General features: G+C 74.5%; 22 protein-coding genes. 12 read left to right on the top strand and 10 right to left on the bottom strand.

Translation table 11 applies throughout. The annotated features are described in order from the left end of the window. The 4 genes from DLJ47_RS18735 to DLJ47_RS18720 form a co-directional block, all read left to right on the top strand. Positions 1-502 (top strand): zinc-binding dehydrogenase (locus DLJ47_RS18735; RefSeq protein WP_146228130.1); only part of this gene is annotated, 502 nt, incomplete at its 5' end. A 70-nt stretch (positions 503-572) separates the two neighbouring features. Then, positions 573-1172, top strand: coding sequence for a TetR/AcrR family transcriptional regulator (locus DLJ47_RS18730; RefSeq protein ID WP_109901238.1), 600 nt, complete (start codon positions 573-575; stop codon positions 1170-1172). Continuing rightward, a complete protein-coding gene (locus DLJ47_RS18725) occupies positions 1169-2797 on the top strand; it encodes an acyl-CoA dehydrogenase family protein (RefSeq protein ID WP_109901237.1) in 1629 nt (542 codons plus the stop codon). Before DLJ47_RS18730 ends, DLJ47_RS18725 begins: the two co-directional genes overlap by 4 nt. Positions 2798-2870: 73 nt before the next feature. Further along, positions 2871-3524, top strand: a complete 654-nt coding sequence (locus tag DLJ47_RS18720) for a spermine/spermidine synthase domain-containing protein (RefSeq protein ID WP_109901236.1) — start codon at positions 2871-2873, stop codon at positions 3522-3524. Positions 3525-3532: 8 nt separating this feature from the next. Here the strand turns inward: DLJ47_RS18720 and DLJ47_RS18715 are convergent, their stop codons facing one another. Further along, positions 3533-4783, bottom strand: coding sequence for a YncE family protein (locus tag DLJ47_RS18715; RefSeq protein WP_233257888.1), 1251 nt, complete (start codon positions 4781-4783; stop codon positions 3533-3535). A 94-nt stretch (positions 4784-4877) separates the two neighbouring features. On the opposite strand from DLJ47_RS18715, the gene DLJ47_RS18710 reads away from it, so the two are divergent. Both DLJ47_RS18710 and DLJ47_RS18705 read left to right on the top strand, forming a co-directional pair. Further along, complete coding sequence (locus DLJ47_RS18710) at positions 4878-5456, top strand: RNA polymerase sigma factor (protein ID WP_109901234.1); 579 nt, start codon at positions 4878-4880, stop codon at positions 5454-5456. Beyond that, complete coding sequence (locus DLJ47_RS18705) at positions 5449-6180, top strand: hypothetical protein (protein ID WP_109901233.1); 732 nt, start codon at positions 5449-5451, stop codon at positions 6178-6180. The genes DLJ47_RS18710 and DLJ47_RS18705 overlap by 8 nt, the downstream gene beginning before the upstream one ends. Before the next feature lie 90 nt (positions 6181-6270). Here DLJ47_RS18705 and DLJ47_RS36325 read toward each other — a convergent pair whose 3' ends face one another. Next, on the bottom strand, positions 6271-6729 hold the full coding sequence (locus DLJ47_RS36325; RefSeq protein WP_199235897.1) for a hypothetical protein: 459 nt from the start codon (positions 6727-6729) through the stop codon (positions 6271-6273). Between DLJ47_RS36325 and DLJ47_RS18695 the strand changes: the two genes are divergently transcribed. Next, positions 6728-7519: a TetR/AcrR family transcriptional regulator C-terminal domain-containing protein gene (locus tag DLJ47_RS18695; protein ID WP_342447638.1), complete on the top strand. Its 792-nt coding sequence runs from the start codon at positions 6728-6730 to the stop codon at positions 7517-7519. The two genes, DLJ47_RS36325 and DLJ47_RS18695, sit on opposite strands and share 2 nt — an antisense overlap. 122 nt (positions 7520-7641) lie before the next feature. After that, entirely contained in the window at positions 7642-8691 is a 1050-nt protein-coding gene (locus DLJ47_RS18690; RefSeq protein WP_233257887.1) for an SEC-C domain-containing protein, read from the top strand. A 30-nt stretch (positions 8692-8721) separates the two neighbouring features. On the opposite strand, the gene DLJ47_RS18685 is transcribed toward DLJ47_RS18690, so the two are convergent. Both DLJ47_RS18685 and DLJ47_RS18680 read right to left on the bottom strand, forming a co-directional pair. Then, positions 8722-9582, bottom strand: a complete 861-nt coding sequence (locus tag DLJ47_RS18685) for a class II fructose-bisphosphate aldolase (RefSeq protein WP_109901230.1) — start codon at positions 9580-9582, stop codon at positions 8722-8724. Between the two features lie 11 nt (positions 9583-9593). Continuing rightward, positions 9594-10526, bottom strand: coding sequence for a 1-phosphofructokinase family hexose kinase (locus DLJ47_RS18680; RefSeq protein WP_109901229.1), 933 nt, complete (start codon positions 10524-10526; stop codon positions 9594-9596). A gap of 268 nt (positions 10527-10794) precedes the next feature. Between DLJ47_RS18680 and DLJ47_RS18675 the strand changes: the two genes are divergently transcribed. Further along, positions 10795-12756 (top strand): YncE family protein, encoded by a 1962-nt coding sequence (locus tag DLJ47_RS18675; RefSeq protein ID WP_146228129.1) that lies wholly within the window; start codon positions 10795-10797, stop codon positions 12754-12756. 194 nt (positions 12757-12950) lie between these two features. On the opposite strand, the gene DLJ47_RS18670 is transcribed toward DLJ47_RS18675, so the two are convergent. Continuing rightward, positions 12951-15635: an ATP-binding protein gene (locus tag DLJ47_RS18670; protein ID WP_109901227.1), complete on the bottom strand. Its 2685-nt coding sequence runs from the start codon at positions 15633-15635 to the stop codon at positions 12951-12953. Between the two features lie 97 nt (positions 15636-15732). On the opposite strand from DLJ47_RS18670, the gene DLJ47_RS18665 reads away from it, so the two are divergent. After that, a complete protein-coding gene (locus DLJ47_RS18665; RefSeq protein ID WP_109901226.1) occupies positions 15733-16143 on the top strand; it encodes a hypothetical protein in 411 nt (136 codons plus the stop codon). Positions 16144-16295: 152 nt separating this feature from the next. Here the strand turns inward: DLJ47_RS18665 and DLJ47_RS18660 are convergent, their stop codons facing one another. Further along, on the bottom strand, positions 16296-17495 hold the full coding sequence (locus tag DLJ47_RS18660; RefSeq protein ID WP_109901225.1) for a citrate synthase: 1200 nt from the start codon (positions 17493-17495) through the stop codon (positions 16296-16298). A gap of 68 nt (positions 17496-17563) precedes the next feature. Between DLJ47_RS18660 and DLJ47_RS18655 the strand changes: the two genes are divergently transcribed. Next, positions 17564-18697: a citrate synthase gene (locus DLJ47_RS18655; protein ID WP_109901224.1), complete on the top strand. Its 1134-nt coding sequence runs from the start codon at positions 17564-17566 to the stop codon at positions 18695-18697. 211 nt (positions 18698-18908) lie between these two features. Here DLJ47_RS18655 and DLJ47_RS18650 read toward each other — a convergent pair whose 3' ends face one another. Genes DLJ47_RS18650 through DLJ47_RS18635 form a run of 4 tightly spaced genes read right to left on the bottom strand, consistent with a single transcriptional unit; the run spans position 18909 to position 22436 of the window. Continuing rightward, complete coding sequence (locus tag DLJ47_RS18650; RefSeq protein ID WP_109901223.1) at positions 18909-19640, bottom strand: amidohydrolase family protein; 732 nt, start codon at positions 19638-19640, stop codon at positions 18909-18911. Then, the gene (locus tag DLJ47_RS18645) at positions 19637-20377 is read right to left on the bottom strand and encodes an amidohydrolase family protein (protein WP_199235895.1); all 741 of its coding nucleotides are present in this window, start codon (positions 20375-20377) and stop codon (positions 19637-19639) included. The genes DLJ47_RS18650 and DLJ47_RS18645 overlap by 4 nt, the downstream gene beginning before the upstream one ends. Then, positions 20374-21270 (bottom strand): dihydrodipicolinate synthase family protein, encoded by an 897-nt coding sequence (locus tag DLJ47_RS18640; protein WP_109901222.1) that lies wholly within the window; start codon positions 21268-21270, stop codon positions 20374-20376. The genes DLJ47_RS18645 and DLJ47_RS18640 overlap by 4 nt, the downstream gene beginning before the upstream one ends. After that, positions 21267-22436, bottom strand: a complete 1170-nt coding sequence (locus tag DLJ47_RS18635) for a DegT/DnrJ/EryC1/StrS family aminotransferase (RefSeq protein WP_199235894.1) — start codon at positions 22434-22436, stop codon at positions 21267-21269. Before DLJ47_RS18635 ends, DLJ47_RS18640 begins: the two co-directional genes overlap by 4 nt. Positions 22437-22518: 82 nt before the next feature. Between DLJ47_RS18635 and DLJ47_RS18630 the strand changes: the two genes are divergently transcribed. Continuing rightward, complete coding sequence (locus tag DLJ47_RS18630) at positions 22519-23739, top strand: hypothetical protein (RefSeq protein WP_146228128.1); 1221 nt, start codon at positions 22519-22521, stop codon at positions 23737-23739. Positions 23740-23875: the final 136 nt, after the last annotated feature.

Raw genomic sequence — 23875 nt, 5'->3', positions numbered from 1 at the left:
GATCGCGGTGGCGTGCGGGGCCCGGGTGGTGGCCGTCGACGTCGCCCCGGGCGCGCTCGAACTGGCCGCCCGCTGTGGGGCGGCGGTCTGCCTGGACGGCGGTGCCCTGTCCGGCCCGGATGCGGTGGCCGCCGCTGTCCGGGAGGCGACCGGCGGCGGCGCCCACCTGTCGCTGGACGCGCTGGGCAGCCACGCCACCTGCACCGCCTCCATCGAGAGCCTGCGCCGGCGCGGCCGGCACGTGCAGGTGGGGCTGCTCCCCGTCGCCCAGGGCCGGCCGGCACTGCCGATGGAGCTGGTCATCGCGTACGAGCTGGAGCTGCTGGGCAGCCACGGGATGCCCGCGCACGCCTACCCGGAGCTGCTGCGGCTGGTCACCGCCGGGGTGCTGCGCCCGGCCGAGCTGGTCACCCGCACCATCGACCTGGCCGAGGTGCCCGCCGCACTGGCCACCATGGACCGGCCCGGCGCCGGCGGGATGTGCCTGATCCGTCCGCACTGACCGGCCTGCCGCCGGAGCCCGGTGGAGGTGGCCCTTGTCGGCAAGGAGTGAACGGTGGTTCAATCCTTGCGTGGTCTACCGGAGCACCGAGCGGGTGCAGGCCCGCCTGAACGCCTCGCGGGAGCGGATCATCGCCGCCGCGCTGGAGATCATGGCCGGGGCGGGATACGCCGGCTGCTCGGTGGCCGCCGTCGCCGAGCGGGCGGGCGTGGCCACCGGCACGGTCTACCGCCACTTCCCCACCAAGGCCGAGCTGTTCGCCGAGGTGTTCCGCACCGCCTCGCAGCGCGAGGTGGACGCCGTCGCGCGCGCCGCGGCGCTGGAGCGTTCCGCCGCCGCGCAGGTGTCGGCGGTCGTCGAGACGTTCGCCGGCCGCGCGCTGAAGTCGCCGCGGTTGGCGTACGCGCTGCTCGCCGAGCCGGTCGACCCGGCGGTCGACGCCGAGCGGCTGGTCTTCCGCCGGGCGTACGCCGAGCTGATCGCCGGCTACGTCGCGGCCGGCGTGGCCGGCGGCGAACTGCCCCCGCAGGACCCGGAGCTGACCGCCGCCGCGCTGGTCGGCGCCCTAGCCGAGGCCATGGTCGGCCCGCTCGCCGCCGGGGTCACCGGCCCGGGCACCATCCCCGGCCTGATCACCTTCATCCACCGCGCGCTGGGAGTATCGCCGTGACGACGCACGAGGTCAGCAACCAGGTCCCCCCGCTGGTCGGCTACGACGCCGCCGACGATCCGGCCCTGCTCGACGGGCTCGAGCGGGAGGGCGCCGGCTGGGCCGCCGCCGAGCTGCACGAGCTCGGCCGCCTCGGTGGCACCGAGGCGGCGATCGAGCACGGGCGGCTGGCCAACGACCACCCGCCGGTGCTGCGCACCCACGACCGTTACGGCCACCGGATCGACGAGGTGGAGTTCCACCCGGCCTGGCACGAGCTGATGCGTACCGCCGTCGGGCACGGGCTGCACGCCGCGCCGTGGGCGGACGAGCGGCCGGGCGCGCACGTGGCCCGGGCCGCCAAGTTCTACACCTGGCGGCCCGACGCCGGGCACGGCTGCCCGATCTCGATGACCTACGCGGCGGTGCCGGCGCTGCGCCACGAGCCGGAGCTGGCCGCGCGGTACGAGCCGCTGCTCACCGCCACCACGTACGACTTCGGGCTGCGCGCGCCACTGACCAAGCGGGGCCTGCTGGCCGGCATGTCGATGACGGAGAAGCAGGGCGGCTCGGACGTCCGGGCCAACACCACCACCGCCCGCCCCGAGCCGGACGGCAGCTACCGGCTGCTCGGACACAAGTGGTTCACCTCGGCGCCGATGTGCGATGTCTTCCTCACCCTCGCCCAGGCACCCGGCGGGCTCACCTGCTTTCTGGTCCCGCGGGTGTTGCCGGACGGCACCCGCAACCCGATGCGGCTGATGCGCCTGAAGGACAAGCTCGGCAACCGGTCCAACGCCTCCGCCGAGGTCGAGTACGAGCACGCCGTCGCCTGGCGGGTCGGCGACGAGGGGCGCGGCGTACGCACCATCATCGACATGGTCAACCTGACCCGGCTGGACTGCGTCATCGGCGCGGCGGCCGGGATGCGCCAGGGCGTGCTCACCGCAGCCCACCACGCCACCCACCGGCAGGCGTTCGGCCGGTACCTGGCCGACCAGCCGCTGATGCGCAACGTCCTGGCCGACCTCGCTGTCGAGTCCGAGGCCGCCACGGTGCTGATGATGCGACTCGCCGGCGCGACCGACCGGTCCGCGCGCGGCGACGCCGGCGAGACCGCGTTCAAGCGGCTCGCCCTCGCCGTCGGCAAGTACTGGGTGTGCAAGCGCTGGCCGGCGCACGCCGCGGAGGCCCTCGAATGCCTGGGCGGCAACGGCTACGTCGAGGAGTCCGGCATGCCGCGGCTGTTCCGCGAGTCCCCGCTGAACTCGATCTGGGAGGGCTCCGGCAACGTCGCCGCGCTGGACGTGCTGCGCGCTCTCGGCCGGGAACCCCAGGTCATGGCGGCGTTCCAGGCCGAGGTGGGCGCCGCCGCCGGCGCCGACGCGCGGCTCGACGCCGCGGTACGCCAGGTGCGGGCCGACCTGTCCGACGCCGGCGACCTGGAACTGCGGGCCCGCCGCGTGGTCGAGCGGCTCGCGCTGGTGCTGCAGGGCTCGCTGCTGGTCCGGTACGGCCACCCCGCCGTCGCCGACGCCTTCTGCGCCTCCCGGCTCGGCGGCGACCACGGTCAGGCGTTCGGCACGCTGCCCAGCGGGGTCGACTTCGCCGCGATCATCGCCCGCGCCGTGCCCAAGCTGGGCTGACCGGGCCGCACCGGGCGGCCGGTCCGCGGAAATGCGGCGGACCGGCGAGGGCGTCCTGACATAGGTTGGCCGGGTGGAGAGCACGGCCGTCACCGTCGAACGCCGGGTCACCGAACGCGGCGAACTGGTCCTGCGCACCGACGCGGGGCACTACGAGGTGATCAGCAACGGGGTGTTCCTGATGGACACCCGTGCCGGCCGGTCCGAGCGGCTGCTCATCCAGGCGGCGCTGGCGGCGGTCCCGGGCAACGCGCGGCTGCTCATCGGCGGGCTCGGGGTGGGCTTCTCGCTGGCGGAGGCGGCCCGCTCGGAACGGGTCGCGGAGATCACCGTGGTGGAGATCGAGCCGGCGCTGGTCGCCTGGCACCGCAGCCACCTGTCCCGGTTCAGCGAGCACGCCCTGGACGATCCCCGGGTACGCGTGGTGACCGCCGACATCGTGACCTGGCTGCGCGGGACCGACCAGCGCTTCGACGCGATCTGCCTGGACGTCGACAACGGTCCGGATTGGACGGTCTTCGACGGCAACGCCGACCTCTACGGCGTCGACGGGGCGGCCCTGCTCCGGTCCCGGCTGCGCCCCGGTGGCGTGCTGGCGGTCTGGAGCGCCGCCCACTCCCCCGGGTACGCGCGACGGCTGGCCGAACACGTCGGCCCGGTGGACACCCATCGCGTCGAGGTGCCCCGCGGCGAGCCGGACGTGGTCTACCTCGCGCACGCCCGGTAGCCGGATCGTCAGCCGCCGGCCAGGCTGTGCAGCGCCACCAGGCCGGGCACGGCGGCGCGGCCGAGTTCCCGGCCGGTGGCCGGGTCGTACCAGCTCACGGCGCGGGTCTGGCCCACGTGGAGGCGATTGCCGCCGGGACTGAGCACCAGGCCGGCGACCGGCTCGCGGACCGGCCACCGCGCGGCCTGGCCGAGGCCGGCGAGGTCCACCGCGCGTACGGTCGTGCCGGCGCCGACGAAGAGGCGGTTTCCGTCCGCGGCGACGTGGGCCGCGCCGGTGGCCGTGGCCAGCGTCGCCGTCCGGCGTACCGTCAGCTCCTCGGTGGAGATCTCCGCGACGCCGCCCGAGGCCACGTCGACCACGTAGAGTCGGCGCCCGTCCGGCGTGATCGCCATGGCGTGGCCGCTCGCCGGCCCCTCCCCGAACGGGTGCGGCAGGTCGACGCAGTACGCCCACCGCTCGACGAGGTTCAGCGTGTGGACGAACGCGTGCGCGTTGCCCGGCCGCCCGCTGACCAGGTCGCGGGTGTGCCGGTGGCCGGGCTGGTGGGTGTAGAGCGTGTAGAGCGTCCGGCGGTCCGGGGCGAGCACGGCCTGGCGTCCGTCGCCGCGCATCTCCTCCTCCGCGCCCGGTGGGACCGGCGCCTTGGCCCGGGTGGAGAGCGGGCCGGGCGTGCCGGTGGCGAGGTCGACCACCCGCACCCGGTAGCGGTCCGGCGCCGCCGCCGGCAGCCATTCCAGGACGAACAGTCCGGTGAGGTCGCCGGTGAACGCCTCGGGCACGACGTTGCCGCGCAGGTCGAGCCGCTGCCGGACCCCGCCGGCGTCGGCGATCAGCACCGGCGTGACGTCCCGCCCGGCCGGCCGCCCGGCGGTGACCCGCACGAGTTCCGAGGTGAGGGCCACCGCCGTGCCGTGGGCGGCGACGGCCTGCGGCACCCACCGTCCCGGCAGGACGACCCGGGGCGACGTGCGGCCGGTAACGGTGTCCGCCCGCCAGAAGGCGGTGTCGGCGCCCTGGGGTGCGGCCGCGTAGACCGTCCGCCCGTCCGCGGTGGCGACGGCGTGCGGGAGGGTCCGCCGCTCCGCGCCGCGCAGCACGCCGAGGCCGTCGGCGAGTTCGACGAGCAGCGGGTCGGGAATCGCGGCGGCGGGTGCCGTGGCCGGGCCACCGGTGGGATCGCAGCCGACCAGCGCGGCAGCGCCGGTGCCGGCGAGCACGGTCAGCAGGGTACGCCGGGAGAGCGTCGTCGTGGCCATCATGTCTGGGTGACACCGCCGCATCCGCCGAGGTTCCGCCCGGCGGCTGAGCGCTCCGATCGGCGGATGGAACCGGGACGGCATACCCGGTGTCATGAGGTCAGTCCCCCCGGAGGTTCCCCTGGACGACGAAGAGCTCGTCACCCGCGCCCGAGCCGGTGACCTGGAGGCGTACGAGCTCCTGGTCGCCCGGCACACCGCGTCCGCGCACCGGACGGCGGTGCTGCTCGGCGCGGGCTCGGACGCGGAGGACGTCATCCAGGAGGCGTTCGTGAAGGGATACCGCAAGCTTTCCCGCTACCGCGGGGAGTCGTCGTTCCGCTCCTGGCTGCTGGCCATCGTGGCGAACGAGACCCGCAACCTGCACCGGTCGCGGGGGCGGCGGGACGGGCTCGTGCTGCGGGCCGCGGCGAACCGACAGCCGGAGGTCGCCGAGGATGGCGCGGTCGGCGCCGTGCTGGCCGCGGAACGCCGCGCCGCGCTGGTCGACGCCCTGCGCCGGCTGCCGGAGAAGGACCGCGAGGTGATCGTCTGCCGGTTCTTCCTCGACCTGAACGAGGAGGAGACCGTGACCATGCTGGGCTGGCCGCGGGGCACGGTGAAGTCGCGGACCTCCCGGGCACTGGTGAAGCTCCGCAACCTGCTCGACAGTGCGGAGGTCCGCGGTGGATGACCTCGAACGGGAGCTGCGGGCGCTGTCCACCTCGCTGCGGACGCCCGAGCCGCCCGACGTCACCGCCCGGGTACGCGCCCGGCTCGTCGCGCCACCCGCGCCCCGGCGGATCCGCTGGCGCCGCTGGCGCTACCACCTCGCCGCGGCGCTCGTCGCGCTGCTCGTCGCCCTGCTGCCACCCGGGCGGGCTGCCGTCGCCGACGCCGTGGCCGGGCTGTTGCGCTTCGCCGGGATCACCGTCGACACGTCGTCCGAGCCGGACCTGCCCACCGGCACCCCGTCGCCGATGCCGTCGCAGCGGCCCGCCGCCCTGGCCGAGGCGCAGCGGGCGGTGCGCTTCCCGATCCGCGTGCCGGCCGCGCTCGGCCCGCCCGAGCAGGTGCTGGTCGCCGACCCGGACGGCACCGGCGGGCACCGGGTCGCCACCCTGCTCTACCGCGGGGGCGCGCTGCGCCTCGACGCCTTCGACGGTCGGCTCGACCCGGTCTTCCACAAGCAGGCCAGCGGGCCGGGCACCGAACTGGTCCAGCTCGACGGGGACTTCGCGGTCTGGGTCGGCGGCCCGCACACCGTCGCGTACGTGGACCGCACCGGCACGGTCCGGGTGGAGACCGCCCGGCTCGCCGCCTCGACGCTGATCTGGGAGGAGGCCGGTGTGACCTACCGGCTGGAGGGCGAGGTCACCAAGGCCGAGGCGATGGAGATCGCCGGCACGCTGGACTAGCAGCAGTGGCGCGTCGGCCGACCGTCCGGCCGGGCCCGGCCCGAGCGGATCCGGCTGGCCGGTACGCGGCCCGCGCACCGGCGTCATCGGTCACGGGGTCGGCTCGGTCGGCGATGCGCGCCAGAGCAGTGCGACCGCCACCAGCCCTGCCAGGCTCGGCAGCACGCCGACCCACCCGAGCAACGGCGGTAGACCGGTGTCACCGGAGGTGTCCCGCACGAGCAGGTTGAACAGGGCGATGAGGACGCCGAGCGCGAGCATCACGACCGTGGCGCCGCGGGCCCACCACCTGCCGGCTCTGACCGCCCGGATGGTCCACAACCAACAAGCGATGCCGAGCACGCCGAGGCCGGAGAGGTAGCCGAGGTACGTCGTGACGGCCGTGTCGATGCGCTCCGGCGAGTACGTGGGATAGCCGGCCCGGATGTGGTCGGCCAGCATGTTGCCGGTGGCCCGGTCGAGCAGCGGCACGACCATCGCGACCACGGTGAGTCCGAGCCCTGCGTACATCGTTGCGATCGCCGGTCGCTGGTGACGGGTGCTGGCCATGAATGCGCTCCTTGCGGTGCGGTGTGGACGGCGCGGGCGGAGAGGGAACATCCGACCCGCATTCATACAGTGTAAGTTTCGACGTCGACTATACTTACGGTGTAAGAATGATGGGTATGAGGGGGGTCACATGCCTGCCCGTCGCACGAGGGGCCAGAACGCGGGACTGACTCGCCAGGCCATCCTCCGCGCGGCCTTGGTGCTGGCCGACCGCGAAGGACTGAAGGCGCTGTCGATGCGCCGGATCGGCCAGGAACTCGGCGTGGAGGCCATGTCCCTTTACCAGCACGTCGCCGACAAGGACGCCCTGCTGGACGGTCTGGTGGAGGAACTCTTCACGCAGGTCGCGCCGACGCTGCTCGAGAGCACGTCGTGGCGGGCGGGACTACGCCAGTACGCGCACGCGCTCCTGGAGGTCCTGCTCGCGCACCCGAACGTCGTTCCTCTGGTGGTGACCCGTCCGGCGATCACCTCGTCGAGCCTGCGCCTGGTCGAGAACGCGCTCAGGACGCTGCACGCCGCGGGACTCACCCTGCCCGCGGCCCTGGACATGCTGTACGCGGTGACCGGCTTCGTCGTCGGTCATGCCGCCATGCTGCACGGCGACGTGCGGTCGAACATGGCGAACAGCAGGCAGCCGATGCCCGAGGTCGATCCCGAGGAGTACCCGCTGTTGACGGAGGTCGCGCGGACGGCCGGCCCCACCGGTCCGAACCTGCGCTTCGAGTTCGCGCTGGAGGCGATGCTGCGCGGCTTCGGCACCGGCGGCGACAACGAGCCGGGGCGCTGAGGCCCGACAGCGGGCGTGCCAGCGGCGTTCGAGGGCGCCGCGGGACGCGCGGCCGGGGCGTGAGATCGGCGTAACAGGTGATCCGGGAGTGCCCAGGGGGATCCCCGACGTACCGTGAGATCGTGCCGACGACAGACGTGATCACCAGCGCCGACCTCGCCGAACTGCGCCGCTCGGCGCTCGGGACGGCCAATCCGCTCGGCGTCGCCGCCGAGCTCGCCGAAGCCGTGGAGCAGGGCCGGCTGGCGGATCCGGCGGACGCCGGGGATGCGTTGGCCCTGGCCGCCGAGATCGCCGAGATCCGGGCGCGGCTGGACGCGGCTCTCCGGTACGCGGACCGGGCGGTGGCCGCGTACCCGTCCGGGGACGACCCGCGGGCCGGCATCGCCCGGGCACTGCGGGCCCGGATCCTGTTCCGCGCCGGCGGCCGGGAGGACGAGTCGATGGCAGAACTCACCGCGCTGCGTCCGCTGCTGACCGAACAGCCCGACGCCCCCGCGTACGTCAGCGCGGCGTTGGACGCCGGCGGCCGCACCGCGGTGGCCGAGGAGTGGTTGAGCGCGGCGGTCGACACCCTGCTCGGCGAGCGCGCCGCCGCAGCCGAACCGGCCGCCTCGACCGCGGCCGCCGCCGAGGCGGCGCTGGAGGTCGGCCCGCCGGAGGCGCCCGGCGTGCTGTTCTTCCTGTTGCAACAGCGGCACCGGGTGCGCCGCGACCTCAACCTGCCGCACGACCGCAACGACGACCTCGCCGACCGGCTGGAGGCCCGGCTGGTCCGCCGGGCCCAGCAGCGGCAGGCGGCCGAGCCCGACCTGCTCTTCTGGCCCCGGGCCGAGTTCGACCGGCTGCTCGCCGAGCAGCCGGCGCTGACCGTGGCGTACGGGCCGGACTGGGACGCGCACCGGGCCCGCCTGGAGAAGCAGCTGGTGCAGTCGACCGAGGCCGGCCGCACCGGGTTGCACGTGCTCACCGGGTCGGTGGACGGGCTGGTCGGCTACGCCGGCCGGCACGACGGTGACCCGACGGACCCGGAGATCCGGGCCGGTTACGCGGGCGAGCTGGCGGCCCGTCCGGCGGCGCGGATCGGCTGGCCGCCGGAGCGCAACGACGCCTGCTGGTGCGGCTCGGGCAGCAAGTACAAGAAGTGCTGCCTGCCGCGCTCCCGCGGCTGACCCCTCGGGCGCGGCGGCCCGGTCGCCGGCTCAGCCGTTGGGCGCGGCGAGCAGCCGGAGGAAGTGCTCGACGGTCTCCGCCATCGCGGCCCGGCCCAGCGACAGGTAGGCCCGCGGGTCGGCGCCGCGGGGATCGTCGGCGAGGCGGGCCCGGACGGCCGCGGTGAACGCGACGTTCAGCGCGGTGCCGATGTTGATCTTCACGATGCCGCCGGCCGCCGCCTGGGCGAGTTCGGCGTCGGAGACGCCCGACGAGCCGTGCAGCACCAGCGGCACGTCGACCGCGTCACGGAGCTTGGCGATCAGCGCCTGGTCGAGGGTCGCCGTGCGGGTGGTCATGGCGTGCCGGCTGCCGACCGCCACGGCGAGCGCGTCCACCCGGGTCGCCGCCACGTACGCCGCCGCCTGATCGGGGTCGGTGCGGGCGCCGGGCGCGTGGGCGTCCAGCGGCGCCTCGCCGTCCTTGCCACCGATCCAGCCCAGCTCGGCCTCGATCCAGAGCCCGCGTTCGTGGGCCCAGTCGGCGGCCCGCCGGGTCGCCTCGACGTTCGCCGCGTAGGGCAGCCCGGCCGCGTCGTACATCACCGAGCTCACCCCGGCGTCGGCGGCCTGGCGCAACAGTCCCTCGTCGCGCACGTGGTCCAGGTGCAGCGCGACGTCGACGGCGGCGGCCCGGGCCACCTCGGCGGCCGCCCGGGCGATCGGCAGCACCCGGCCGCCGTGGTACTTCACCGCGTTCTCGCTGATCTGCAGGATCGCCGGGGCGCCGACCCGCTCCGCCGCGTCCACCACGGCCTCGGCGTGTTCGAGGGTGATGACGTTGAAGGCGCAGGCGGCGTGGCCGGCGCGGGCGGCCCGCGCGACGAGGTCGGCGGTGGCGGACAGGGGCATGGCGAACTCCGTCAGGTGGGGTGGGGCGTCGGCGTGCGGGATCCGGCCGGCCGGGGGGCGAGCCGGTGGTAGGTGTCGGCGTCGAACTGGCCGGCGCGGGGTGCCTTCACCGTGGCGGCGGAGAGCGCCACCGCGTCCGCCAGCCGGTGCGGCCACGACGTTCCGGTGTGGATGCCGGCCGCGATCGCGGCGACGACCGAGTCGCCGGCACCGGTCGGGTTGCCGGCCAGCGGCGCCGGCGGTTCGGCACGGAAGGTGCCGTCGGGGGTGACGGCGAGCAGGCCGGCCGGGCCCAGCGAGGCCACCACCGCCCGCGCCCCCGCCGCACGCAGCGCCTCGGCGGCGGCGAGCGGGTCGGGCAGGCCGGTCGCCTCCGCAAGTTCGGTGGCGTTGGGCTTGACCACGTCCGGGCCGGCCGTGACGCCGGCGCGCAGCGGCGGTCCGGCCGCGTCCAGGATCACCGGCACGCCGGCCCGCGCGGCGGCGCCGGCCAGTTGGGCGTACGCCGTGTCGGGCAGCCCGGGCGGCAGGCTGCCGGAGAGGACCAGCACTGACGCGCCGGTGAGCAGCCGGTGCACCTGCTCGCGGAGCGCCTGCCACTCCGCGCCGGACACCGCCGGGCCGGCCTCGTTGAAGACGGTGGCGTCGCCGCTGCCGAGGTCGACGACGGTGAACGTGCGGCGGCTCTCGCCCGCGGTGTCGACCAGCCGGTGAGCGATGCCGTGGCGGTCGAGGTCGGCGGCGACGGCGGCGCCGGTGAGGCCGCCACGGAACGCCACGGCGACGGTGGGCAGCCCCAGCGTGTGCAGGACGCGGGCGACGTTGACGCCCTTGCCGCCGGCCTGGGCGGCGACGTCGGTGACCCGGTGGCTGCTGTGCGGCACCAGCGACGCGACGGTGTGGGTGATGTCGAGCGCGGGGTTCAGCGTGACCGTGACGATCATGTCGTCGCCCGGCGCGCCGTGTCAGGGTGCCGCATGACCCCTCCGAGTTTCCGCATTGGGGCTGGACCGTAATACGGCCGCCAGCCTCCTGGCAACTGCCGGCGGGGCCGGCCGACGCCAGACGGCTCGCCGCAGGCACCAGCCCGCCGTGATGGCCGACGCCGAACGGCTTGCCGTAGGCACCGACCAGCCGGGACGGACCCTTGACGGTCCACTTCGACAATCATTAGGGTCCGGGCCGTAATGACGCGGACGAACGGAGACAACGATGCCCCTCAGCCGTCGATCACTCCTCGCCGGTAGCTGCCTCACCGGCGCTGCCCTGGCGGTGGGCCACGGATCCCTCGCCACGCCGGCGTTCGCGCAGGACGACGAGCCGCTCACCCCGACCAGTTTCGGTCCGGCGTCGTTGACCGCCGCCGTCCGCGGCGCCGCCGTCATCGGCGACAGCGTCTTCGTCACCTCCCGGTTCAACACGCCGGAGGGGAAGATGCGGCTGGGCGAGTTCGACGTCAACACCGGCGAGATGCGCAGCATCGACGACCTGGCCATCCCGAGCAACGGTGGGCAGAAGCTCGCCGCCGACGGCCGGTACGTCTACATCGGCCCGGCCGGCAGCGCGTACGTCCACCGGTTCGACCCGCAGACCAAGGAGCTGGTGGCCTGGGCGCGGGCCGGTGGCAGCACCACCTGGTACTACGACATGGTCGTGCACGGCGAATACCTCTACCTCGGCACGTACCCCGACTGCACGGTCAAGCGGGTCCGGCTGGCCGACGCGACCGTCGAGACGTACGGCCGCATCTCGACCTCGCAGTACGCGGCGGCGGTGGCGGTCGACGACGAGTACGTCTACGGCGGCTCGGCCGCGCCCGGCAGTCTGCTGGTGTGGCCGAAGGCCGGCGGCGCCCCGACCGACCTGACCGCGCACCTCAGCGCCTCGCCGGTCGGCATCCTCGACCTGGTGGTCAACGACGGCGTCATCTACGTGGCCAGCGGCCGGCAGCTGATCTCGTTCCGCCGCGACGGCTCGGGCCGGGTCTCCCGGGACATCCCGGCCGAGGACCGCTACATCGACCAGCTGACCGTCGGCGGCGACGGCAAGGTGTACGCGCTGACCCGGCTCACCACCAACCTGTACGAGGTGACCCCGGACGGCCTGGTGAAGGTGGGCAAGCCGCTCGCCGACGTGGAGAACCAGCTGCTCGCCCCGCTGCCCGGCGGCGCCCTGCTCGGCGTGAGCGGGCTCGGGCACGTGTGGCGGGCGACGCCGAACGGCGCGGCCACCGTGTGGCAGACCGCCACCCGCGGCTTCGGCTACCCGGAGACCATCCAGTCGATGCTGCGGCACACCCGCAACACCGTCTGGGTGGGTGGCCACTACGCGATGACGGTGCACCGCCCGGAGGCCGGCACCAGCCAGCGGTTCGACGTCAACGGCGAGGTCAAGGCGATGGCCGAGGGGAAGGCCGGCACGGTGTACGCGGGTCTCTACCCGAGCACCCAGATCGTGGCGATCGACCCGGACAGCTTCGCCGTCACCGTGCTGGGGCTGCTCGGCAACGAGCAGCTGCGTACCAAGCGGATCCACGTCGACCGGCCACGCAACCAGCTGATCGTCGCGTCCAGCCCGCAGACCACCAAGCACACCGGTGCACTGACCTTCATCGACCTGTCCGACAACACCGTCGACTCGCACCGGGAGTTCCTGCCCGAGCAGAGCGTGATGGACGTGGTGGTGCAGGGCACCACGGCGTACATCGCGGGCGACACCTACGGCGAGGGCACCAGCGGGCCGATCCGCAAGACGGCGCAGGTGGCGGCCGTCGACATCGTCACCCGCAAGCTGCTCTGGCGCGAGGAGATCAAGCCGGACTGGCAGTCGTACGAGAGCTTGCACGTGGTCGGCAACCTGCTCTACGCGATGGGCCGCCGCCCGCGTGGGGCCTGGTTCGCCTACGACCTGACCACCCGCACCATCGTGATGGAGGGTGACCTCGGCGGGTACGGCCAGTTCAACGGCGTCGACGGTCGGGTGTTCTCCTGGGTGCACTGGACCAACGACATCTGCGAGCTGCCGACCGTGCCGGGCGGCGAGGTGACCACGCTCTACGACAACGTGCCGCGTGGCTGGTACAACAACCCGGCGTTCAACTTCACCCCGGACGGCAAGGCGACCTGGGGCATGCTCGGCATGGACCTGGCCCGCTTCCCGCTGCCCAGGAGGTAGCCCGGCAGGCGGAATGGCCGGCCCGGGCCTCGTCGTGCGTCGGGCGTTCGCACTCCCGCCGGACGACGGGGCCCGCCGGTCCGTCCGCCTCGGCACCCGGCCCCGGGGACGTCGGCTGCGGCTGGCCGGCGGATGCCGCCCGAGCAGCGGCGCCCAGAGCGGCTGTGCCGCCACGTGCAGGGCCGCCGGGAACATCAATCCAGCGCCGACGAAGGCCGGGCGACAGCGGCCAGTTGGGCCCGGGAGCTGACGCCCAGCTTCGGAAACGCCTTGTAGAGGTGGTAGCTGACGGTCCGCGGGCTGAGAAAGAGCTGGGCGGCGATGTCGCGATTGGAGGCGCCGTCGGCGGCCAGCCGCACGACCTGGCGTTCCTGAGGGGTGAGCACGCTGAGCGGGTCGCCGGCCCGGCGCGGCGCCGCCGGCACGTCCCCCGTCGCGCGCAGCTCCACGCGGGCGCGTTCGGCCCACAGTTCCGAGCCGAGCCGGTCGAAGGTCTCCAGCGCGGCGCGCAGCTGCTCCCGGGCGTCCGCCCGCCTGCGTGCCCGCCGCAGCCACTCGCCGTAGGCGAGCTGCGTCCTCGCCTTCTCGTACGGCTGGGCGTCATCGTGCAGGTGTACGGCGTGGGCGAAGTGCGCTTCGTCCCCTTCGACGAGAGCGCGGCAGCGCAGGGCGATGGCGTCCGACGATGGCTGACGGACGTGCCGCGCCCAGTCCAGGTAGCGGCCGAGCGGCTCCGTGGCCCGCTCCGGCCTGCCGCTGCGGATGGCCGCCTCGACCTGGTCCGCGGCCGAGATGGTGGCGATGCCGGTCGGTGGGATGGCTGCCAACTGCTGGAGGGCAGCCTCCGGACGACCCAGGCCGAGTTCGAGCAGGCCCAGCGCCCAGCGTCCGATGGCCGCCGCCAGCACCAGCCCCTGGTTGCCGGCTCGGGCCACCCCTTCCTCGGCCTTCGCGCGACACTCCTGCGCGGCCCCCTGATGAGCGAGCACCCACGCCAGCGAGCAGGTGAGGTGGATGATCCGGTGCTGGTGGCCCAGGTCCGTCGCCAGCCGCAGCCCCGCGTCCAGGGCAGCCCTGGCCTCGCCGTACCGGCAGAGCAACCCGTGCGCGAGCCCCTGATTCTCGAGCGCGAAGGCGAGCCAACCGATCATCCCGCTCTTCCGGCAGTCCGCCACGATGCCTTCGGTGATCTCCTCGCCACGGGCGGCACGGCCCAGCGGGAAGCAGAGCAGGGCGGTGAAGGTCTGTCCCGGCACCCCCAGCCCGGTGACCGCTGACTTCTCGACCGCCTCGCTCATGAGCGTGATCCCACCGCCGGTGTCACCGTTCAGCAGGCGGATGAGCCCCAGCGCCCCGCTGACCAGCGGCGAGCGGACCGCCGGAAGCTCGCGGAGGCTCACGGCGGCCTCCCCCGCCAGGCGGGCATCGCCGGCGAACCAGGCGCAGCGGATGGCCTCCACCAGCAGCCAAGTGGCCTGCTCGACGGAGTGGGCCGCCACGCGTGGAACGCCGGCCATGATGATCCGGCCCGCCGCGAGCGGCGTGCCCAACTCGAATTCGCGGTGGGCGCGTACCTGGATCAACGCGGTGAGCAGGTCGGGGTCGTCGGCGTCGGGCGTGGCGCTGGCCGCGAGCGCGGCGGCGCGCCCCATCAGCCCGGCGTCACTCGCGGCCAACGCGGCGTTGGCCAGTCGGCTGGACCGTCGTACCGGATCGGCGCTGAGCTCCGCGGCTCGCTCGTAGGCGGCCGCCACCGCCGCGTGGCCGCCGCGGGTGCGTGCCCGTTCCGCCGCTTCGGCCAACTCCCGTGCGACGTCCTCGTCGGGACCGAGCGCGGCGGCGGCCAGGTGCCACGCCCGCCGGTCGGCCGCATCGATCACCGCCGAACCGGTGAGGGCGTCGGCGAGCGCTCGATGCACGGCGAGCCGTCGGGTGACCGGCGCGCCCTGGTAGACGGCGGTCCTGATCAGGGGATGACGGAAACCGATGGTCGCCCCCCTGACCTCGATCAGCCGGCTTCGCTCGGCCGCCTCCAGGCCGTGCAGAGCGGCACCCGCGCCCACCAGCGTTCCGAGCTCGCCGGAGCCGTCGGCCGCGGCGATCAGCAGCGCGGTCCGTGCGGACTCGGGAAGCTCGGCGATCTGTGCCTGGAAAGCCTCCTGGACCCGGTCGGCGACCGGCATCGCACCCACCGGTGACAAGCGTCCCGCCCGCTGTTCGGCGCTGAGTGCGGCGGGCAGTTCGATGAGCGCCAGGGGGTTGCCGTCCGACTCCTCGATGAGACGGTCGCGCACCTGCGGGGGAAGATCGGCGGGGAGCAGGGCGGCGGCGGCTGCGCTGTCCAGACCGCCGAGCCGAAGCTCGGGCAGCCCGGCGGCCGGGAAACCCGCGCGGGCCGCGAAGATCATGACGATGCCTTCGACCTCGAGGCGGCGGGCGGCGAACAGCAGCGCGTCCATGGACGCCTGGTCGAGCCACTGTGCGTCATCGATCAGGCAGAGCAACACGCCGTCCCCCGCGAGCTCGGAGAGCAGGCTCAGCGTGGCCAGCCCGACCAGGAACCGGCTTTCCGGAGCGATGTCGCCCAACCCCAGGGCACCCTTGAGTGCGCTGGCCTGCGCGTCGGGCAGTGCGTGGATCCGGTCGAGCCCGGCGCGCAGAAGCTGGTGGAGTGCGGCGAAGGGCAGCGTGGCCTCGGACTCGATACCGACGCCGCGCAGCACCCGCACGCCCTCTGCCGACCCGGCGGCATGGTCGAGGAGCGCGGACTTCCCGATCCCCGCTGGGCCGCGGATGACCAGGGTCCCGCTCTGGCCGGTCCGGGCTGCCGCAAGGAGCCGTTCGATCTCCGCCTGTTCGCCAGCTCGTCCGTGCAGCACCTCAGGAACCTACCGTCACGATGACGGATTCGGCCCGGGGCCGGACCTTCATAGCGTCGGGGTCACACGACGTCAGCACTACGAAGGGAACTCCGCAATGGCCACCATCGCGAGCACCGTGACGACAGCGGCCGACGCCAAGTTGCTCCGCTTCGCCCTCAAGCAGGACGCGACCGGCTCGGGCGCCAATGGCGTCCTCTACGTCCTCGCGGCGGCGATCTTCGGCGAGCTGTTCGGCCTGCCCGCCACGTTGCTCTACCCGGTCGGCGCGTTCCTGGTCGCCTTCGCCGCCGCCCTGTTCCTCCTCGCCTCGCGGCCGACCGTCAGCAGGGCCGCCGTGGGCGTCGTGATGGCCGTCAACATCGCCTGGGTGGTCGCGAGCGCCGAGCTGCTCATCGCCGGTTGGTTCCCGCTGACCGGCCTCGGCACCGCACTGGTGATCGCACAGGCGGTCGTGGTCACCGCTTTCACCGGCCTGCAGTTCGCCGGTCTTCGCCGGACCGGCTGAACGACCGACCGGGTCGTCCCGCGACCAGAACCGCTGGAATCGACTCTGCGCAGAGTGGCCGCCCCGACCGGGCGGTCACTCTGCCCCTGTCTGCCGGGGACCGGTGAGGCGACGGCGGCGCAGCTCGGGAGCCGTGGGCCACCGTCCGCGTCTCACCCCGCCGCGGGGGGCGGGCCGGTGTAGCCGCTGCTCCACCGGAACCGGTTGCTCGGCTGGGCGTACTCCTCGACGACGTGCGCGATCCAGCCCGCCGTCCGGGCCACCGCGAAGATCACCTCCGCGGCGCCCGGGCCCATGCCGGTCGCGTGCGCCAACGCGGCGAGCGCGAAGTCGACGTTGGGCCGGGCGTCCCGCCGCGCCGCCGTCGCGACCAGATCGTCGACGGTGCGCCGCAGGGCGCCCTCGACCGGCAGGCCCGCGACCAGGTCGAGCAGCGCCGCCCCGCGCGGGTCGCCGTCGGGATAGCGCGGATGCCCGAAGCCGGCCAGGCCGCCGGTCCGTAGCCAGTCGGCGATCGCGGCCGGCACCCCGTCGCGCAGCGCGGCCTCGATGAACCGGTGGACGCTGGCGCCGATCGCGCCGTGCATCGGGCCGTCCAGCGCGCCGAGACCGGCGAGCACCGCCGCGTAGGGGTTCGCCCGGGTCGACGCCGCGACCCGGACCGCGATGGTCGAGGCGGCCAGGTCGTGGTCGGCGAGCAGGACGAGTGCGGCGTTGAGCGCCCGGACGCCGTCCGGGTACGCCAGCGCGCCGGTCAACCGGCACCACAGCCGGGCCGCCAGGCCGTCGTCCGGTGGTGCCTCGCCGACCGGCGGCAGGGCGTCGACCATGGTGGACAGCAGCCCGGGCGCGAGCGCGGTGACGGTGGCCGGCGCCAGGTCGAAGCGGAGCGGGTCCATCGCGGCGGCGACGGCGACGATCACCGGCAGCCGGTCGAAGACCCGGGCCTGGGCGGGCAGGTGCTCGGCGGCCCGCCGCGCCCGCTCCAGGGTCTCCGGGGACGCGGTGAAATCCGTGTGCCGCCGCTCCCCCGTCCACAGCCACTGCGCGACCTCCTCGAACGAGGTGACCGGCGCGAGGGCGGCGGCGTCCAGCCCCCGGTAGTGCAGCCGCCCGTAGGCGATCAACGTGGTGGCGGTCCGCATCGCCGGGGCGGCGTCGCGGTCCGGCCGGGTCGCCTGCGTACGGGCGGCCAACCGCTCCACGTCGGCCAGCCGGAACCGGCTGACCCGCTCGCCCGGAACCTTGACCCGGTCAAGCAGACCCCGGCTGACGTACGCATAGACGGTCTCGGGCTTGATGCGCAGGCGGTGCGCCACCTCGGCGGTGGTCAGCAGGGGTTCCCCGGGCATGTGGCCATGCTCTCACATTGACTGGATCAATGTTGACTGGGTCCGATCGGCGGCGCGAGGCTGCCGGCATGGCTGACACCATCACCGTTCCGCGCGGGCTCGCCGGCGTCGTGGTCACCGACACCACCATCGGCCACGTCCGCGGCCACGAGGGCTTCTACCACTACCGCCAGTACTCGGCCATCGACCTGGCCGAGCGCCGCACCCTGGAGGACGTCTGGGCGCTGCTCATCGACGGTTTCCTCCCCGCCGAGCCCAAGGCGCTGCACGCGGAGATCGCGCCGCTGCGCCACATCCCACCCGCGGTCGCCGCCGCCCTGCCCGGCATCGCCGCGGCCACGACGGCGCGGGACCCGATGGGTGGGTTGCGTGCCGCGCTGGCCGTCGCCGGCCTCGCCGGCGGCGCCCGCCCGCTCTACGACACCCCGCCCGCCGAACGCCGAGCCCAGGCCATGGCGCTCTGCGCGCTCACGCCCAGCCTGCTGGCCGCGCTGTACCGGCTGCACGCCGGACTGGAGCCGATCGAGTCTCGGGACGACCTGTCGCACGCGGCGAACTACCTGTACATGATCACCGGTGAGGAGCCGTCCGAGCTCCACGCCCGGGCGATCGAGCGCTACCTGATCGCGACCGTCGACCACGGCTTCAACGCCTCGACCTTCACCGCCCGCGTCATCGCCTCCACCGGCGCCGACATCTACGCCTGCGTCGGCGGCGCCCTGGGGGCGCTGTCCGGCCCGCTGCACGGCGGTGCTCCCAGCCGGGCCCTCGACACCCTCGACGCGATCGGCTCGATCGACCGGGCCGACGCGTGGTTGCGCACCCGCATCCTGAACGGCGAGCGGATCATGGGGTTCGGGCACCCGATCTACCGGACCGAGGACCCACGCTCGCGGATGCTCAAGGGGATCGCCCAGTCCCTCGGCGGTGAGCTGGTGGACCTCGCCGTGGCCGTGGAGGAGCGGGTGCTGTCGTTGCTGGCCGAGCTGAAGCCCGGCCGCGAGCTGCACACCAACGTGGAGTACTACGCGGGCGTGGTCATGCACCTGTGCGGCCTGCCCCGGGAGATGTTCACCCCGACCTTCGCCACCAGCCGGGTCATCGGGTGGTGCGCGAACGTGCTGGAACAGGCCGAGGACTCGAAGATCATCCGGCCTGATTCGCGGTACGTGGGCCCGCCCCCGCCACAGCCGGTGCCGTGAGCGGCCGGTAGGTCGGGCACCGGCGGTGCGTACCTCGCCGCCGGCCGTCACTCGACCAGGCAGCGACCCCGACGACCGGTCGTGCGCGGCCAACGCGATTCGGCAGCAACGCGCGGCTCCGGGCGGCCGGTCGTGCCCGGCGCCGGCGATCCGGCAGCAGCGCACTGGCCCGGCGGCCGGTCGTGCGCGGCGTTGCCGGAGCCAGTGCGCGTCAGGAGAGGTCGAGGCGGAACAGCTCGGCGGCGTTGCGCCAGGCGACCCGCTCGGCCAACTCCGGCGCGAGGTCGGCGGCGAGCACCGCCCCGTACGCGGCGGCCGGGTCGATCAGGGTGGCGTCGGTGCCGAACAGCAGCCGGCGCGGATTGACCGCCGCCGCCACCGCGGCGAAACGACCCGCCTCGGTGTGCGAGAAGCACGGCTCCAGCCAGAGCCGGTCCACCGAGTTGGCCGCCTCGACGGCGTGCCGCCAGCCGTTGGCGCCCATGTGCCCGGCGATGGCTCGCGCCCCGGGCACGTCCGCCACCGCCTGGGCCAGGTCGAGCGGGCTGGTGTCCCAGGTGTGCACGAGGGCGGGCAGGTCGTGCGCGGTGGCCAGTTCCAGCGCCGCGCGGGTCTGCGGCGAGTTCGCCGGCGAGCCGGTGTAGTCGGTGTGGATCTTCACGCCGACGAACCGGCCGGTGGGCAGCAGCTCGCGCAGGTCCCGCTCGGCGTCGTCCAGCCGGCGCGGGTTGATGGTCAGGTAGCCGAGCAGCCGGTCGCTGCTCTCCAGCACCCGGGCCATCGCCCGGTTGCCGGCCGCGACGTCGTAGATCACCGCCTCGGTGGCGGAGACGACGGCCAGGTCGATGCCGTACCGGTCCATCACCGCGAGGTTGGTGGCGACCGCGCCGACCTCCATGCTGAAGAACCACGGCCCCCAGTGGGCGTGCACGTCGATGATCATTTGGTCAGCCCCAGGATCCGGCGGGCGTTGCCGCCCGTCACCGCCGCGACCGCGGTCGGGCCGAGCCCGCCCCGGGCCAGCCGCAGCCGCGGCACGACGAGCTCGTAGAACGGGGTGCGGGAGCCGTAGAGCAGGCGCTCGACGCCGAGGTGCGCGGCGACGGTCTCCAGCGCGTCCGGCGAGTTGAGCAGCCGGGTGGAGGTGTGGAAGCCCGGCTCGTCGCGGGCCGCCACCACGAAGTCGCCCAGGTGGTAGAAGTGCGTGTCGAGGAAGACCACGGTGGCGCCGCGCAGCGGCCGCCAGAACCGGCGTACGTCGCCGCCGGTCAGGATCACCAGGCCGGCCTCGGTGGCCCGGCGGGCGACGTGCCGCACCGACGGGAAGTCCGGCTCGACGTGCTGTTCGTCGGGGAACAGCCGGACGGCCCGGAAGCCGCGTTCGGCGAGCCGGACGACCTCCCGTTCGGCACCGAGCGGGTCGCGCAGGTCCAGCCCGCCGACCGGCAGCACGCCGGGGCCGGCGAGGGCGGCCACCTCGTCGTTGCCGCTGCGCACGTCGAACAGGGCCGCCCGCAGGCTGGCCACGGCCGCCCGCTCGACGCCGTTGGCGGCCAGCGTCGCGGTGACCGCCGCCGGTTCGCCGGTGGGGCCGGGCCGGTCGGCGTACCGGCCGACGAGCACGTCGATGTCGAGGGTGACCGGCGGCAGGTCGCCGGGCACGAACGGGTTCCCGGTCACCGGCATCCCGCCACTCGCAGCACCCGGTCCCGGTCGCCGTCGGGCAGCGCCGGGGCGTGCGGGTCGACGGCGTGGCCCGCCGGGATCCGCCCTTCCGCGGCGGCGATCCAGAGCATGCGCTGCACGTACCCTTCCATCGGTTCGGTGAAGGTGACCTCGGCCAGTCGGTCGAGGTCGGCGGAGGCGGTGAGGAACTCGTCGTACCGCTTGTCGGCGTAGGCGCGCAGCGCCCGGGCGGTGACCGGGACCGTCGCGGCGGCCAGGCCGACCAGGGCCGCCTCGGCGCCCCACATCAGCGATGGCCCGAACATCCGGTCCTCGCCGGTGACCGCCAGCCGGTCGGCCCGGTGCGCGGCCGCCAGCGCGGCCTGGCAGGCGATGGCGTCGTGCAGCCGGGCCACCTTCACCCCGGCGACGCCGGGGTGCGCCAGCAACGCGGCCAGCGCCGGCTCCGGGTACGGCCGCAGGTAGAGGTCGAAGGCGAGCATCGGCAGGCCGGCCGCCCGCCAGAGCGCGTCGTGGTGGGCGACCGGGTCGTCGTCGACCGGGAAGACCAGCAGGCCGTCCGCGCCGAGGGCGGCCGCCCGTCGCGCCTGCGCGGTCACCTCGTCGGTGCGCTCCCCCGGCCGGCCACCGACGCCGACGATCACCGGCACCCCGGTCTGCACGGCACGGCGGACGACCAGGTCGCGGGTGGCCTCGTCGAGGTAGGGGCCGCGGCCGGTGTGCGCGAGCACCGCCAGCGCGTCGGCCCCGTCGGCGACCAGCCCGCCCAGGTACCGGCCGAGCACCTCCTCGTCGACGGCCCCGGCCGCGTCCACCGGGGTGGCGCCGGCGGCGACGAGGCGCCAGCGCAGCCGGTCGCGCAGCGCGGCGGCGGCCGGCGCGATCATCCGGCCACCGCGGCGCGGACGGCCTGGGCGATCTCGTCGACGTGCGCGTCGGTGTACCGCTCGTTCCAGTCGATCACCAGCAGGGTCTGCTCGATCAGCCGCTCGGCGACCGGGCACGCGCCCGGTCCGTAGCTCGGCAGCCGGTCGGCGGGCGGCACGGTGAGCGGGAAGCGGGAGCTGCCGTAGACGGGCGCCTCGGTCAGGGCCGGCGCCCAGTGCAGCGGCTGCTGCAGGTAGCCGGCGCGGGCCGGGATGCCGGCCGCGGCGAGCTTCCCGGCCACCTCGTGGTTGGTCAGCGGCGGGTCCAGCACGATCGGGAACAGCCACCAGGCGTGCGCGTCGACGTCCGCCGGCAGGTGCAGCCCGGGCAGGCCGGCCAGCGCGTCGACCAGCCGCCGGGCGGTGCGCCGGCGGTCGGCGAGCACCCCGGGCAGCTTCGCCAGTTGGGCCCGGGCGACGGCGCCGGCGAGCTCGGTCATCCGGTAGTTGAGGCCGAGGCTGACGTGCCGGCGGGCCTCGTCGCGTGGCCAGCCCTTGTCGGCGAAGAGCCGCATCCGGCGGGCCAGCACCGGGTCGTCGGTGATGGTCAGGCCGCCGTCGCCGCAGGTGATGTGCTTCCACTGCTGGAGGCTGAAGCAACCGATCGCGCCGGCCGTGCCGGCGAGGGTGCCGTCCGGGTAGCGGGTGAGCCAGGCCTGGGCGCAGTCCTCGATCAGCGGCACCCCGGCGGCGTCGGCCACCGCGCGCAGGTCGACGGCGGCGCCGAACAGGTGCACCGCGAGGATCGCCCGGGTGCGCGGCCCGATCGCGGCGGCGACCGCCGCCGGGTCCAGGTTGCCGGTGTACGGATCGACGTCGGCGAACACCGGCACCGCGTTCTGCGCCAGAATGGGCGCGACCGTGCCGAAGTCACTGATCGGAGAGGTGATGATCTCGTCGCCGGGGTCCGGCGCGACGGCCGCGACGGCCAGGTGCAGGGCCGCCGTCCCCGAACTGGCGGCCACCGCGTGCGACACTCCATGGCGGTCGGCCATCTCGCGCTCTAGGGCGCGGACCTCCGTGCCCCAGACCGAGCTGAGCATGCCGGACTGGAGCACCCGGCTGACCGCGGCCAGCTCCTCGGCGCCGATCGTTCGGCCGCTGGCGTCGGCCATGCTGGGAAACACGTGACCCTCCGGGGCTTCAGTAATACCGGGCCTGACCGTAATCTTGTGCTGCGAACAATGCAACCCCCGACAGGAGGCAGCGGTGACCATCGAGATCGGGGTCATCGGTCCGCACGACCTGGTCGACGACGTGGCCGCCGCCTGCGAGGAGCAGCCCGGCGTCACCGCCCGTCGACTGCACTACGACCACGAGTCGCAGGCTCCGGCGATCGTGGAGGCGCACGCGGGCCAGGTGGAGGCGTGGCTGTTCACCGGGGTGGTGCCCTACACCCTCGCCCGGGAGGCGAACGCGCTGAACCGTCCGGCGGTCTTCGTCGACTACACCGGCGCGACCCTGCTCCAGGCCGCCGTACGGCTGTTGCGCGCCGGGCACGACATCACCCGGATGTCGATCGACACCGTCACCGGCGCCGACGTCGCCACCACCTTCGGCGAGGCGGGGCTGCCGGTGGACCGGGTCCGCTCGCTGCCGTACCGCAGCGGCCTGCGCTCCGACGACGTGGTCGCGTTCCACCGCCGGCAGCACAAGGCCGGCGCGGACGTCGCGGTCACCTGCATCAGCTCGGTGTACGAGGTGCTGCGCCACGAGATGCCGGCGTTCCGCCTCGCCCCGTCGAACCACTCGGTGCGCACCGCGCTGCGCCAGCTGCTGCTCCAGGTCGGCAGCCAGGCCCAGGAGGACGCCCAGATCGCGCTCGGGCTGGCGAACCTCTCCGACGGCGACGACGGGCTGCTCAAGGAGGTGGCCGGGCTCGGCGGCACGCTCGCCCGGTTCGCGCCCGACACGTACCTCATCGTCACCACCCGGGGCCCGCTGCACGACGCCACCGGCGGGTTCACCGCGCTGCCGATGCTGCGCCGCCTGGCCGACCGGCACGAGACCGTGCAGATCGGCTTCGGCCTGGGGCGCAGCGCCGCGGAGGCGGAGAACCTGGCCCGCCGCGCGCTAAGCCGGGCCCGCCGGGTCGGGCCGACCACGGCGGTGCTGTCGCTGCGGGGCGAGACCGACATTGTGCTCGAGTCGACCACGCCGCCCCCGGCGCCGTCGGAGGTGAACCTGGCGGTCATCGCCCAGCGGGTCGGCCTGTCGGTGCCCACCCTGCTGCGGCTGCGGGAGGTGCGCACGTCGGTCGGCGACGAACCGCTGACCAGCCGCGAGGTGGCCGACCAGCTGCGGGTGCAGCAACGCACCGCGCGGCGCATGCTGCACCGGCTGGAACTGGCCGGCCTGGCCGAGCGGACCGGCAACCTCGCCTCCGGCACCAGCGGCCGCCCGCTGACCCTCTACCGCCTGACCCTCTGAAGCGGTCCGGTCCACGCCCCCGTTGGACGCGGACCGGATCGCCGGCCACCCTGCGTTGATCATGAAGTTAGCGGCGGAGTCGATCTCCGGAACTGCCACTAACCTCATGGTCAACGCGGGGTGAAGGGGCCGGCGG

The sequence above is a fragment of the Micromonospora sp. S4605 genome (assembly GCF_003176715.1).
GTDB classification, from domain to species: domain Bacteria; phylum Actinomycetota; class Actinomycetes; order Mycobacteriales; family Micromonosporaceae; genus Micromonospora; species Micromonospora echinaurantiaca.
This window is presented reverse-complemented; position numbering and strand designations above follow the sequence as displayed.